Here is a 13,670-nt window from a genome sequence, read left to right on the forward strand (position 1 = left end):
ATTCTTCTTTCAAATATCAGAAATCGTAATCTGTATTAAACATTTTTTACGATACGCAGATTACAAGTTTAATTCGAACACTTACTAAATAGTTCCCTGAATGTTTCAATGGCAGTTTTCCAGTTTAGAATTTTTAATGGTCGGTTGTTAATCAACTCCGTTGCTTCAATAATTGATTCTTCTGTGACTTTCGCGAAGTTTGTCTTTTTAGGAAAGAACCAACGAATTTTGCGATTGAAATATTCATTAGTTCCACGCTCCCACGGTGAATAAGGGTGACAAAAATATACCTCACGTTGATAGGTGTCTTCAATGAGTTGATAACCTGAGAATTCTTTACCATGATCAGCTGTAAATGATTTTACAGCTGGACCAAAGGTTCTGATGAAGGTTTCAATGGCGTTATTCATTGCATTCTGACTACGGTTTGGAATTTTAATCATCCAAACTAGACGACTCTTTCTTTCTACAAATGTTGCCAAACATGTCTTTGAACCACCTCGTGACGAAAGAACGGTATCCATTTCCCAGTGTCCAAATTCGGAGCGATCATTTATAGCTTGAGGACGATTTTCAATAGTTTTACCAACCTGAAAGCTTCCCCGACGCTCATCTTGATGTTTGTGACGTTGTCCTTTGTCGGGCAATTGTTCAGCCTTAAAGTTGATTTGGCCACTGTAAATCCAGTTATAGATTGAGCTAGTGCAAAGTCTAAGCTCATGTGCGACCTCATCAGGTGAATGTGTCAAACGTAAATGGTTCTCAATTAAGCGTTTCAGCATTGGAGTTAAAATTGATTTTCTTCCTGAATGATGTCGTTGTTGTTCGGCATCCGCCTGTGCCAATATAGGGTTATATGGCTGAACTCTCTTGAGTTCATAACTGATGGTGGATTTGGACACATTGAGTGCGGAAGCAATTTTGTTTTGAGAATAACCGATATTTAGCAAATGGTAGATGGCACCGCGATCGAATTGTGTTAAAGTAGAGAAGCTCATAGTAATGTATCTTCTTTCATGGTTTGGTTGTGGTGACTACCATTGTAGGACATTACTATGGGTCTTTGTTTACATTTTTTTAGGTGTTCGAATTAATTATATAATCTGCGGATAACTAAAAAATTCTTTGGGAATTCCTAAGGTACTCAAGCTTTCTTCCTTGCTTAGTTTCAACTTGTTTATAGTCGAAATTGCCTTATTTTGTTGCTTATCAACTGCACAAATGTCAGTGCAAAGTTTATTGAATATCCATAGTTACTTAAAAAATTCGGATATATGTCCATAACATCCAACAAATTTAATGGTGAATAATAGTTAATAAAAATGTATGGTTTTTCCTTGAAGTAATGACTTTCGGAACTTTATCAATGTTCATTGATTTTTACTTAGTTAGAAGTAATACTAAACGAATCAAAACAATTTATAATTACTTAAATTTAGCAAAAATTTACGAAATGCTTTTGCTCATAGTAATCCTCTACTAATAAATCCATTTTCACACAAAGAATTTTTGCGTAAGCTCTCTGCTCCAGTTCAGTTAGCAGCAAATAATATAAAAATCTCAAACAATTATTGACCCATTTTCACTATTTTACCTGCACAGACAAATGCAAAACATAAAAATGAGTCAGCATCGCTCTCGCCAAGGGAAAAGATTAATAAATAGATTTCATCGACATGAAAGTTGGTACGCAGATAATACCCAATTAAATACATTCTTTAAAATTTTGAACAGTCTGATTGATTATCTCAATATGGATGAGTAAACTACAAATTAAGGAAAAAGCGGTATGAACGTTTGTTGGCCCAAGCATCGCCGGAAGTTAGTTATACATAATGAGTTAAGGGATATAATCAGATTGATCACTGATTATATCCCTTTTTAATTAAAAAGTACATTCTCTTTCGCCATTCACTTTAGCACTGGAGGACTAAGTTTTAAGCACGCGTTGACCAAAAAAATCGAAAAAGAATTAAATAAATCAACTGTTAAAAAGGCATCAGATAAGGCTTCAAAGATTTCCTAGCTGTGCAAAATTTGTGCAAAATGTATTTACTTTCTAGTGTTTTCTAGTACTTTCTTATGATAATAAAAAATCAGAAACGCCTTTGTACCAGCGTTTCTGATTTTTAAAAAGTTCTTATATTGTTCTAAAATGCCCCAGGCAGGATTCGAACCTGTACATGGTTGCCCATACAGCGACCTGAACGCTGCGCGTCTGCCAGTTCCGCCACTGGGGCAAACAACACTCATTATTTTACACTATATTCTCAAAAATGAAAAGCCTATTTATAGGGAAGACTTTCAACAAACTGTGAGTCTAGCAGCATAGATACTACGTTAGCCTGCCACGTGCCGTGATTTCTGTAGTTGCATAATCGACAATCAAGTTTAATAAACGTCGCGGTACTTTAGCATACACCGTAAAATTAAAAGCTTTTTCCCGGCTGATCATCGCAACCGTCTGGGAGCCCCTTTTAAGCGTTAATGACTGATCACTTCGAACCACGCGAGTCGTATTTAACATTTCTATTTTTTTGATAAATTCTGTTGTTTTCATCTTGATATTCCAACTCACATAAAAAAGCCGCCCACTACCAGACGAGGCCGACTTCACTTATTTATCTAACTTAACAACCGTTCCGTAACCCACTACAATCAAAAACTTGGGTGCCACATTCACATTGACAATCTCGGTATTAAAACGCACACCAACCAAGCCGTCACCGCCTTTTAACTCAGCACGTTTAGTTAGTTTTTGCTTTGCCTCTTCAATTAATTGGTCAAACATCTGGTATTGGTCGATTTCATCGGCTGCCAGCATGATCCGACTAGTAGCGGATACTAAACCAACAATGGTGTGCCCAACGTTTATTTCTTCCGTAGACAAAAACATAACTATCCCTCTTTACTTTACTTCATCATTTTTATTTGTTTCTTCTTGTTGACGCATCTCATTAAGCTTCACCTTTACCTCAAGGATCGTCACAAAAATCATGGCTACCAAAAAGCCAACGATCCACAACCCAATCAATAACCAGGTGGCTATTTTCATCGTCAGGGTCACAACTACTAATGCAAGTGCAATGACGCCTGGGACGCCAAAAAGCGCTACTTTATACATCTCAAGCCTCCACACACCTAATCTAACACAAACTTATGAATGGCCTCAGCAACCCCCGCACGGTAATTATCCTGCGTGATGTATTTTGCCAAGGATTTGGCCTCATCCGTGCCATTTGACACCACTACAGGCATGCCGACTTTTCTAAGCATCGGTAAATCATTGCTGTTATCTCCTAACGCAATAATTTCATCTTTTTGGATACCCAGACTAGCCGCTAATTCTAGCGTCGCCGTGCCCTTATCGGTGCCTAAATGGTTGAACTCTGCATACATACCAGATGAATAGCTGGCGTTTAACTGATCATCAAATGCAGCCATGACCTCATCGTGAACCTGATGCAAAACATGCTTATCAGGATTCATGGTAATCACTTTCATGATTTTATCTTCTTTAAAAATAGAAAAATCATCATTTTTCATAATCTGATAATCCACATGCCGCGGTTCAAGATAGGCAAGGTCTTCCTTGCGCGGATTATAAATGTACAGTTTGTGCAACGTATAAACATGGGTATCATTATGAGGGTACTTTGAAGTAATTTCAAAAACGCCTTTCGCCTCTTCATACGTCATTTCATTAGTTTGCAATACTTGGTTATTCTGATTTTCAATGATGGCCCCACCATTATATGAAATCACAAACTCATTGGCCATTTGAAAAAGGCCTAATTTTTTCAGTAACACTTGTACTGACGTAAAGCTGCGTCCCGTATTGGGAACAAACTTAACGCCCACTTTTGAAGCAGCTTTGATAGCATCAATGTTAGCCTGCGAAATTGAGCCATCGCTACCGAGGAGAGTTTCATCTAAATCACTTACGATTAATTTATACACGTCTAACCATCGACTTTCTTTTTTACTAGTCTTACCATATCAAAAATTGAAGTCGTTTTCAACATCAATCGTTAGATTTTCAAATTCTTTTTGAAAATTCACAAAATTTCACGCCATTGCGACACAATCGTTTCGATTCTAAAGGACTGAATGCGGTCTAAAGATTTTTGTGCATAGGTTTGTCGCAATGGTTCACTAATAATCAGGCGGTTTAAAGCTGCAACAAAATCTGGGACATCTTGCTTTTTGGTTAAGAGACCATACTTATTATGGCCTAAAAATTCAGCCGAACCCGTATTTTCCATGGCCACAATTGGCAAACCAAAGCCCATAGCTTCCCCAATCACTAGTGGCATCCCCTCCCAGCGTGAAGTGGAAACAAAAATCGAAGCCGTTTCGTAGTGGTCCTGTAAATCCTGATCTTTTAAGGCACCCCGATAGAGAATTTTATCGGCCACATCGTATTTTTCAATCAGCTGGTTAAAAAGCGCCATCTGGTCATCCGGTCCCTTACCCGCAATTGCAAACTTCCAATCTTTGGGGAGATATTGCGCAGCCTCTAACAACAGATCAATGCCCTTATGTTGGATCGCAATACGCGCTGTAAATGCAATCGTGTGCGAACTAAGATCAGCACGTTTGTCAGGAATCAAAGTTAGCGGATTATAAATTTTTACTGTGTGTTCATTGAACTGGCGATAGTTCTCCAAGTCAGACTTTGTGAGCGCAACAACCGTGTCAGCTGTCTGTAACCCAGCCACAAATTCTTTCTGCATGAATTGATAATATTGGGTCATGTACGTTTCAAAATTATTATGCATCCACGCAATAATCTTTATTTCTGGTACCGCCCTTCTAATGAAAGGTGCAAAACTGGTGGTTAATCCTGCCGCCAAAATAACCGTTTGGAATTTTTCTTGCTTAATAAAAGTACATAAATCTGCAATCTGCTCCTGATACTTTTCGTAAGGGTTAGCGCCAAAATAATTCAAAACGTGCCCAGAAGCCGGTCGTTTGGCAACGACTAACTTAGCTTTTAATTCATAATAAGGGGACACGTTTTCGAGTGAGTAGTAAGTCACATCCGCGTCATTAGTTAGGGCGTTCCCCAAAACTGTGGCTGCCCGTTTAACCCCGTCCATCACAACGTTTTCTAATACAATTAAGACTTTCATAACTAGTTGATTAAGTCAGTCTCACAACGGCTGTCTTAATCTTCCCCCTCTCTCATTCAATTATTGGTTTTATTTCCTAATTTTAGGTAAAAGAATAGCGGAACAGTTCATAAAATGACCAATCGCTAATTCCGCTATTTCTATACCGAAAAATTAAGCCTCAGCGCACAACCATTACGTCAGCTAACGAGTGCTCTAAAATGTAGATCGTGGTTGAACCTAAAAACATTTGAGCTACCCGGTTAGCACCCGTTGCACCAATGTAAATCAAATCAATTTGTTCTTCTTGTTGAATCGTTTTTGCTAATTCTTCTCGCGGATTGCCAATTTTAACAATCCGTTTAACTTGGTCCAGGCCCTTGTCCTTAATTTGAGCAACCACATCATCCAAAAGCGACTCTTGTTCTTTTAAACGATCTGCATCATCCACATCCGTTTCAACAACTCCAAAACCAATTGACGTTCTACCGACTGTCGATAACTGCGGTTTTAAGATTTGGGCAATCGTCAGCTTAGCTGCATTTCTTTTCGCAGCTTCGACTGCCTTATCCAACGCCTTCATTGAAGTTTCCGAACCATCTATTCCGACGAGAATATTTTGATACTGTTGATCTGCCATGGCACTCATCTCACTTTCTGGTTTATCTAATATTATTGTAGCAAACCACCAGAAATTGTTATAGCAAAAGGCCCTTCTCATTTTATTCTGCTTTTCGTTTTCGTTATACTATGGGTATGGAGGAAAAAACAATGCAGATCATTACAGAAAAATTAGTTTCAAAAACAATCAAAAAACGAGCTTCTAACACCCACAAAGGTTCCTTTGGCCGTGTCTTGACAGTTGGTGGCAACGCCCAATTTGGTGGTGCCATCATTTTATCAAGTAGTGCTGCAGTTTATTCGGGGTGTGGTTTGGTCACAACAGCAACTGATCCAACGAATTTTGCGAGTTTGCATGCCCGGCTGCCAGAAGCCATGGTCATCGATTTTAACGCAGGCCAGGAGCTTACCGAAATGCTCGCCAAAGTTGACGCGGTGGTGATTGGTCCGGGTTTAGGCGAAGACGCCAAGGCTTTGCAGACCTTAACGCTTGTCTTTAAAACCATCCGTGCTGAACAAATCCTGATTATTGATGGGTCCGCAATTGACTTGATTGCCTCTCATCACTTAGCTTTACCTAATGCTAAATTAATTTTCACACCCCATGAAATGGAATGGCAACGACTATCCGGAATTCCGATTGGTCAGCAGTCCGAAGCCAAAAATAAGGTGGTGCAGCAAGAACTAAACGGAATTGTGGTCCTAAAAAAACACCATACCGAAATCTACACGGATGAGAAAACTTTTCAATTACACCTAGGCGGTCCAGAAATGGCTACTGGTGGTATGGGCGACACCTTGACCGGCATGATTGCTGCCTTTAGCACCCAATTTTCTTCAGAGTTAGTGGCTGCTGTGGTTAGTGCCACGTACGTTCACAGCTTCATTGCCGACCAGTTAGGTAAAACTCAATATGTGACGCTCCCTCACCAGATTATTGAACACATTCCCCAAGCGATGGCACATTTTGCCGCTTCAAAGACGAACGCCTAACTTTTTTTAGCACCATTTCTTGGAAGAATTCAGAATTGAAGCGGCCCATTTGAATTTGAAGTAAAACATTGTCACCTTTAAAAATCCTGGACCATCCAAATGAAAAAGTGATCGTTTGACAACCACAATTTTGTGGCTATCAACGATCACTTTTTTGATTTATTCTGTTAAGGCGAGGAGGTCATCAACCTCGTTTTGGCTTAGCTCCCGATAATTACCAGGAAGCAGCCCCATATCAATAGCTAAAGTTCCCATTTTGATTCGTTGCAAATGCACCACTTTTTGCCCAACTGCGCCAAACATGCGCCGTACCTGGTGATATTTACCCTCTTGTATTTCAACTTCAACCCGAGTAACGTCTTCGAGCTTGTTGTATTCTAAAATACGGAGCTCAGCTGGTTTTAGCTGTGTGCCATCTTTTAGCTGTAACCCGGTCGCAAACTGTTGAATAACCCGCGTATCCAGCTTACCAGTCACCGTCGCTTCATACGTTTTCTTGATATGATGCGCCGGAGATAACAGTTTATGGGCTAAGTCGCCATCATTCGTGATAAGCAAGAGTCCTTCCGTGTACTTATCCAAACGGCCAACTGGAAACAGATCTGAGCGATAATCACTTTTGTTAAACAAATCCATCACTGTTTTCTGGTGCTTATCCGTCGATGCTGAAATCACGCCCACCGGTTTGTTCAATAAATAGTAGTAATGAATCTGATACTGGATTTCTCGCTCACCAAGTTTGACGAGATCTTGCCCCGGTGTTAACTGGGTTTTCCCAGTCAAAACCTGACGCGCATTTAAGGTTACCTTTCCCTTTTTAATAAGTTGATTAATCTGACTGCGCGTTCCAATATTCATTTGGTGTAGAAATTTATCGACTCTCATATTTTACTCCTTAATGAATTCTCAACAGGCGCCGGATACGTTCAACCCGATCACCCAGCATCATATCTGCCAAACGTGTTTTTAGCGTTGCATAGAGATAAACAAAGCCTCCCACAAGAGCAGCCAAGACACATACAAAGAAGGCCATCGTTTTACTATATGGATTCAAGAAGAGATAACTTAATCTGACGACCGCTGTTGCAACGGCAAACGTAATCAAACTAAAGATTAGGATTCCTGCAAACGGTTTGCTGATTCGGCGGAAACTAATGCCATACTCACGATTTAAGTGGCGTAAAATTAACCAACTCACAATAGCAAAGCCAATCCCCGTTGAAAGCAATGGTCCCATTGCACCCAAGTAAGCCACCAATGGAAACTGTAAAACGAATTTAACGACCGTCCCAATGGCAAAGTACCCCACCGCGCGCACATTTTCGGAAATTCCTTGCATGATTGCTGAAATTACGGTAAATAGCCCCAATATAATAGAAACGTAAGAAGAAAACTCTAATACTAATGTTCCAACAACGTCATAATAATAGAAAATTGTGTTTAGGGGTTGCGCCACAGCTGCCATACCTAAAGCTGCAGGGATCATAAAGAACGCAAAGAGTAATAACGCATCAGTAACTTGGTTATTGATCTCTCGTTTATTCCCGCGGGTTTTAGCCTCTGAAAGCATCGGCACTGCCGTGATTGCCATTGACGAGCCTAAGGAAACGACAATCATAATCAACTTGTTTGAATTAAAAGCAAAGTATGAATACAGTTTATTTACCAGCGCTGTTGAGTAATTAAAAAAATGGGCCATAATATTAAAAAAGGTATACTGATCAATCAATTGAAAGATGGTAATGGCTGACCCAATTATAATAAATGGTGTGGCCTGCGCGATAATCTCTTTATAAAGTTGTTTGGTTGGAATTGCTAATTCTTGTTTGCTGTTGGCAGCCAATTCACGTAACCGTGCGCGATGCCGCAAGTAATAGAAAAAGAGAACCAACATCCCACCAATCGCACCAATAAAGGCTGCAAACGTGGATTGCGAAACCGCCGTCACCCAATTTCCATGATGAACACCCATAATCAAATATGCGGTAATTAACATGTATGCAACCCGCGCTAACTGCTCCACAAATTGTGAAATCGCTGACGGTGCCATTTCTTGGTATCCTTGGAAAAATCCGCGCGTTAAACTCATGGTTGGAATCACTAGGACAGCCCAAGACAAGGAATGTAAAATGGGTATCACATGAGGATCGTTGTTAGAAAAAATGGGAGCGCCAAAATAGAGAACTAGGGCACAAAGAATCCCTGTTGCACCTGATAACAAGAGCCCTCGTTTGTATAGCCGTTGGCCGACCGCAAATTCATTCATTGTGTTATAGTGCGCTACCTGTTTGGCTACTGCCGAAGGAATTCCAGCAATTGCGGCAATCAAGAAGAAACTATAAATATTATATCCCTTAGCAAACAGTGCATTAGCATCATCACTTAGGTTTCCGAACCAAATGACCCACGGAATAATATAAATGGCCCCCAAAAGACGTGAAAAAATACTCCCGGCAGTCATCCAGGCAGAGCCTTCGATCATTTTATCTTTTGAGGTTGATTCTTTATTTGTCGTTCGGAGCGGTTGAAATCCTGCCCCGGAGGTTTGTTTGTGTTCTTGAGGCGTTTCAGCCATAATTCATCGCCCTACTTTCGCTTAACTCAATCCTAACTATTTTATCATTACTGACGCGCTTTTCAAATTCAAATTTAGATTCATAAGAAAATATAAAGAAAACAGCTTCCTCCATAAAAGAAAGGGTCTACACTTTCTGGTATTGGTGAATAACTGATACCAGTTTTTATTTTGAAAAAAAAAAGGACATTTGCCCTCTTTGTGTTACGATTTAATCGCCTAATAAAATCGAAAAGAGGAAAAACAAATGTCCCTAACTAATTCTATCCTAAGCCTATTCGAAATAACAGACCCTAATTTAACTGTAACTGAGATTACTAAGGAACATTATCCCAATGGGCAACACGTTCATGTCGTTCACGCTATCCTTTCCTATCAACTTTTAAAATGTCCTCATTGTGGCCATAAATCTCTAATCAAAAATGGAACTCACATTGGCCATCTAAGATTGGGAACCTTATCAGGTGGACGTTATGAGATGCAGCTAAAACGACAAAGATATCAATGTAAACGGTGTTTAAAAACCTGTGGTGCTCAAACTAACCTCGTTAAACGTAATGAAACTTTTACGCATAATGTGAAACATCAAGTAATTGTTCTGGCTCGGGATATGCTGACCAGTAAAGAAATCGCTAAGATTTGTGGGATTTCACCAAGTAGTGTTCAACGCATTTTAAATGCGAATATTCACTTAGCTTATCGTGTTAAAACACTCCCCCAAAATCTTTGTTTTGATGAATTCCGTTCCTGTAATCATCTAATGTCCTTTAACTGTTGCGATGCCGTTAGTCATCGCCGCATTGTGATTCTTAAGGATCGCCTTAGTAAGGATATCATTGATTACTTTGAAGCTCGCTATTCAGTTCAAGAACGTATGAAAGTTCAAACAATCACCGTTGATATGAATGCTGAGTATGCTGGCTTTATTCATCGGTTATTTCCTAAGGCAATAACCATCATTGACCGTTTCCACATTATTCAACTTGCCGGTCGGGCACTGGATAACGAACGTACACGTGTGATCCATACTTTTCAAGATAAGCATTCCCGAGTTTATCGCATTCTAAAATCTCAATGGCGTTTGTTCCATTTGGCAGAAGAAAAGGTCAATGATACTAAACTTATCTATTTACACGGTATCAACGAATACATGACCCAACAGAACGCCATTGACCTAGCCTTAGATGAATTTCCAGAATTTAAAACTGTGTATCAAACCTATCAAGGAATTCTAACAGCCATTCAACAAAAAGATGCGGTTGGATTTAAAACCTTGATTGCCAACTACAAGGCGGCTGGCAACCAAATGGATATTACTATCTCAACTTTAATAAAGAATGGTCCTGCTGTTCTCAATAGTTGTCGTTATCCGTATTCCAACGGTCCTATTGAAGGACTAAATCGTAAAATTAAGGTGTTAAAGCGTAGCTGTTTTGGTTTTCAAAATATTCATAACTTTTTCATTCGTATCAGTTTAATTTATGCGTAAACAAAAAAAGCACATTCACCGAAGTGAACATGCTTTTCAAAAATCTCCACCAATACAATTTGACAGAGACCCAAAAGAAAAGACAGCTGATCAGCACAACTAATCAACTGTCTCTTTATTTACCTTTCTAGTTGGCAACAACGTTCACAATCTTATTAGGGATTGCAATTACCTTACGCACAGTTTTTCCAGCTAACCACTCTTGCAGTGTTTCATCAGCTAAAGCCAGTTCTTCTAGTTTAGCTTGGGCTGTATCTTTGGCAACCGTCATATGCGAACGCACTTTACCATTAACTTGAAGCACAACCTGAACTGTTGCTTCTTCCAACTTACTTTCATCAAAGGTTGGCCAAGCTTCATAGGTAATGGTGTCGTCATGGCCCAATAACTGCCATAATTCTTCAGCAACGTGTGGAACTACTGGAGAAAGCATTTTGACAAAGCCTTCCATATACGTCAAAGGCAAGGCATCTGCTTTGTAGCATTCGTTGACAAACACCATCATTTGCGAAATTGCGGTGTTAAAATGCAATTGCTCGAAGTCTTCGGTTACTTTTTTAACCGTTTGGTTGTAAACTTTATCCAATTTACCGTCATTAATGGTTGTGACCCGGTCACGTAAATGGTTGTTTTCGTCAATCATCAAACGCCAAACACGTTCGATCCATTTTTCACTACCATGAATACCATCTTCGCTCCAAGCTACCGATTCTGTTAAAGGACCCATGAACATTTCATAGAGGCGCAACGTATCTGCACCATACTGCTCCACAATATCATCTGGATTGATCACGTTTCCTTTAGACTTGGACATTTTTTCATGATTGTTACCCAAAATCATCCCTTGGTTAACTAACTTTTGGAATGGCTCTTTGGTTGGCACAACACCCAAATCATACAAAACTTTATGCCAGAACCGCGCATACAAGAGATGCAAGACAGCGTGTTCCGCGCCGCCAATATATAAGTCGACAGGCAACCATTCTTTTAAGAGATCCTTGTCGGCCAACGTTTTGGTATTATGCGGATCAATATAGCGCAGGTAATACCAGGAACTACCAGCCCATTGCGGCATGGTATTCGTTTCGCGCCGTCCTTTCCGCCCGTTTTCATCCACTACATTTACCCAGTCTGTGAGGTTAGCCAGCGGACTTTCGCGGGTTCCAGAAGTCTGTAAATCTTTGGCCGCCGGTAGCTTTAATGGCAATTCATCTTCAGGAACCAGCGTTGTTTCGCCGTCCTCCCAATGAATAACCGGAATGGGTTCACCCCAATAACGTTGCCGAGAAAAAATCCAGTCACGCAGACGATAATTCACTTTCTTCTTCCCGACACCTTTTTCTGTCAACCAAGTCAGCATTTTATCAATCGCCGTTTGTTTATCCAGTCCATCTAAGAAATCTGAGTTGATATGCGCCCCATCTTCGGTATATGCTGCTTCAGTCACATCGCCACCTTCGATCACCGGTTTAATCGGCAAATCAAATTTCTTGGCAAAATCCCAATCCCGTTGATCATGTGCAGGAACCGCCATAATCGCACCAGTTCCGTAAGAAGCTAATACATAGTCTGCAATCCAAATTGGGAGTTTCTCCCCATTAACTGGGTTAATCCCGTACGCACCGGTGAAAACACCCGTCTTATCCTTATTCAAATCGGTACGTTCCAAATCGGATTTCGTTTCAATTTTCTTTTCGTATGCTTCAACCGCCGATTTTTGTGCTGCCGTCGTAATTTTTTTAACGAGTTTATGTTCTGGCGCAATGACCATGTAACTTGCACCAAACAGGGTATCTGGACGGGTCGTATAAACCTCAATTTGTTCATCTGTTCCGGCAACTTTAAATTGGATACTTGCACCTGTGGAACGGCCAATCCAATTCCGCTGCATTTCTTTGATGCTTTCCGGCCAGTCAATCAAATCAAGATCGTCTAATAATCGATCCGCATAGGCCGTAATCTTAAGCATCCATTGTTTCATCGGGACGCGATAAACCGGATATCCGCCACGTTCTGTTTTGCCATCAATCACTTCTTCATTGGCAACCACGGTGCCTCCCATCATGTCAGGGGCCCAGTTAACCAAAGTTTCTTTTTCATAAGCCAAACCTTTTTTGTACATTTGTTCAAAAATCCACTGTGTCCACTTGTAAAAGTTCGGATCAGTTGTATTCACTTCACGATCCCAATCATACGAAAATCCTAGTGAACGAATTTGGCGCTTAAAATTTTTGATATTTTGCGCCGTAAATTCACGTGGGTTGTGACCAGTTTTTAAGGCATACTGTTCAGCTGGTAAACCAAAAGCATCCCATCCCATTGGATGAAGCACTTTATAGCCCTCCATGCGTTTAAAGCGTGCCATAATATCAGTTGCCGTGTAACCTTCCGGATGGCCCACATGTAAGCCTTGACCAGAAGGATAAGGAAACATATCCAAAACATAATATTTTGGTTTATCTTTTGACAAGTTTGTTTTAAAAGTTTTGTGTGTTTTCCAGTAATGCTGCCATTTACGCTCAATAACCTCGTGATTATACGCCAATTTTTTTCATCCTTTCCAAATAAAAAAGCCTATAAGATATCTGTTCATATCTTATAGGACGAATTTTTCCGCGGTACCACCTATATTTACGATTGACTTTGCAACCGCACTCTTTATTTCTTAACGCGAAATTACGTTACCGACTACTAGCTTCACCGATAAAGAAACAAAAAGACGAGTTCAGTGCCGGTTCAATCTATACTCCCATTAACCGTATAGTTTCTGAAAAAGTTCAGACACTTACTATTCCTTTTCACTCATTATTAATGGACTAATCCTATCAAATTCCCGCTAAAAAAGCAAGAACCGTTTAAAATTTGCTATACTAAGGAT

Annotated in this window: 12 protein-coding genes, 1 tRNA gene and 1 other annotated feature; of the genes, 2 read left to right on the top strand and 11 right to left on the bottom strand. The window is 40.1% G+C overall.

Annotated features, from left to right (window positions below; translation table 11 throughout):
• Positions 1-68: 68 nt before the first annotated feature.
• From ACLJJ6_RS05995 to ACLJJ6_RS06030, 8 genes are all read right to left on the bottom strand, one after another.
• On the bottom strand, positions 69-998 hold the full coding sequence (locus ACLJJ6_RS05995; RefSeq protein WP_412988322.1) for an IS30 family transposase: 930 nt from the start codon (positions 996-998) through the stop codon (positions 69-71).
• A gap of 1,158 nt (positions 999-2,156) precedes the next feature.
• Positions 2,157-2,240: transfer RNA gene (locus ACLJJ6_RS06000), tRNA-Leu, on the bottom strand.
• Between the two features lie 95 nt (positions 2,241-2,335).
• On the bottom strand, positions 2,336-2,560 hold the full coding sequence (locus tag ACLJJ6_RS06005; protein ID WP_412988324.1) for a hypothetical protein: 225 nt from the start codon (positions 2,558-2,560) through the stop codon (positions 2,336-2,338).
• A 57-nt stretch (positions 2,561-2,617) separates the two neighbouring features.
• Positions 2,618-2,896 (bottom strand): heavy metal-binding domain-containing protein, encoded by a 279-nt coding sequence (locus tag ACLJJ6_RS06010; protein ID WP_412988325.1) that lies wholly within the window; start codon positions 2,894-2,896, stop codon positions 2,618-2,620.
• A gap of 12 nt (positions 2,897-2,908) precedes the next feature.
• Positions 2,909-3,124 carry a hypothetical protein gene (locus ACLJJ6_RS06015; protein WP_412988326.1) on the bottom strand — a complete coding sequence of 72 codons (216 nt, stop codon included), beginning with the start codon at positions 3,122-3,124 and terminating at the stop codon, positions 2,909-2,911.
• A gap of 17 nt (positions 3,125-3,141) precedes the next feature.
• Positions 3,142-3,960 (bottom strand): Cof-type HAD-IIB family hydrolase, encoded by an 819-nt coding sequence (locus ACLJJ6_RS06020; protein WP_412988327.1) that lies wholly within the window; start codon positions 3,958-3,960, stop codon positions 3,142-3,144.
• A 98-nt stretch (positions 3,961-4,058) separates the two neighbouring features.
• Positions 4,059-5,135 carry a glycosyltransferase gene (locus ACLJJ6_RS06025; RefSeq protein WP_412988328.1) on the bottom strand — a complete coding sequence of 359 codons (1,077 nt, stop codon included), beginning with the start codon at positions 5,133-5,135 and terminating at the stop codon, positions 4,059-4,061.
• Between the two features lie 160 nt (positions 5,136-5,295).
• Positions 5,296-5,754: a universal stress protein gene (locus ACLJJ6_RS06030; protein WP_412988330.1), complete on the bottom strand. Its 459-nt coding sequence runs from the start codon at positions 5,752-5,754 to the stop codon at positions 5,296-5,298.
• Between the two features lie 131 nt (positions 5,755-5,885).
• Between ACLJJ6_RS06030 and ACLJJ6_RS06035 the strand changes: the two genes are divergently transcribed.
• The gene (locus ACLJJ6_RS06035) at positions 5,886-6,728 is read left to right on the top strand and encodes an NAD(P)H-hydrate dehydratase (protein WP_412988331.1); all 843 of its coding nucleotides are present in this window, start codon (positions 5,886-5,888) and stop codon (positions 6,726-6,728) included.
• Between the two features lie 159 nt (positions 6,729-6,887).
• Here ACLJJ6_RS06035 and ACLJJ6_RS06040 read toward each other — a convergent pair whose 3' ends face one another.
• Positions 6,888-7,613 carry a pseudouridine synthase gene (locus tag ACLJJ6_RS06040; protein ID WP_412988332.1) on the bottom strand — a complete coding sequence of 242 codons (726 nt, stop codon included), beginning with the start codon at positions 7,611-7,613 and terminating at the stop codon, positions 6,888-6,890.
• Positions 7,614-7,623: 10 nt separating this feature from the next.
• On the bottom strand, positions 7,624-9,303 hold the full coding sequence (locus tag ACLJJ6_RS06045) for a putative polysaccharide biosynthesis protein (protein ID WP_412988333.1): 1,680 nt from the start codon (positions 9,301-9,303) through the stop codon (positions 7,624-7,626).
• 247 nt (positions 9,304-9,550) lie between these two features.
• Between ACLJJ6_RS06045 and ACLJJ6_RS06050 the strand changes: the two genes are divergently transcribed.
• The gene (locus ACLJJ6_RS06050) at positions 9,551-10,792 is read left to right on the top strand and encodes an ISL3 family transposase (RefSeq protein ID WP_412988180.1); all 1,242 of its coding nucleotides are present in this window, start codon (positions 9,551-9,553) and stop codon (positions 10,790-10,792) included.
• 127 nt (positions 10,793-10,919) lie between these two features.
• Here ACLJJ6_RS06050 and leuS read toward each other — a convergent pair whose 3' ends face one another.
• The gene (leuS, locus tag ACLJJ6_RS06055; RefSeq protein ID WP_412988334.1) at positions 10,920-13,337 is read right to left on the bottom strand and encodes a leucine--tRNA ligase; all 2,418 of its coding nucleotides are present in this window, start codon (positions 13,335-13,337) and stop codon (positions 10,920-10,922) included.
• Between the two features lie 51 nt (positions 13,338-13,388).
• Positions 13,389-13,602 (bottom strand) — a binding site (T-box leader).
• Positions 13,603-13,670 lie beyond the last annotated feature (68 nt).

The sequence above is a fragment of the Pediococcus siamensis genome (assembly GCF_047220215.1).
Lineage (GTDB): Bacteria > Bacillota > Bacilli > Lactobacillales > Lactobacillaceae > Pediococcus > Pediococcus siamensis.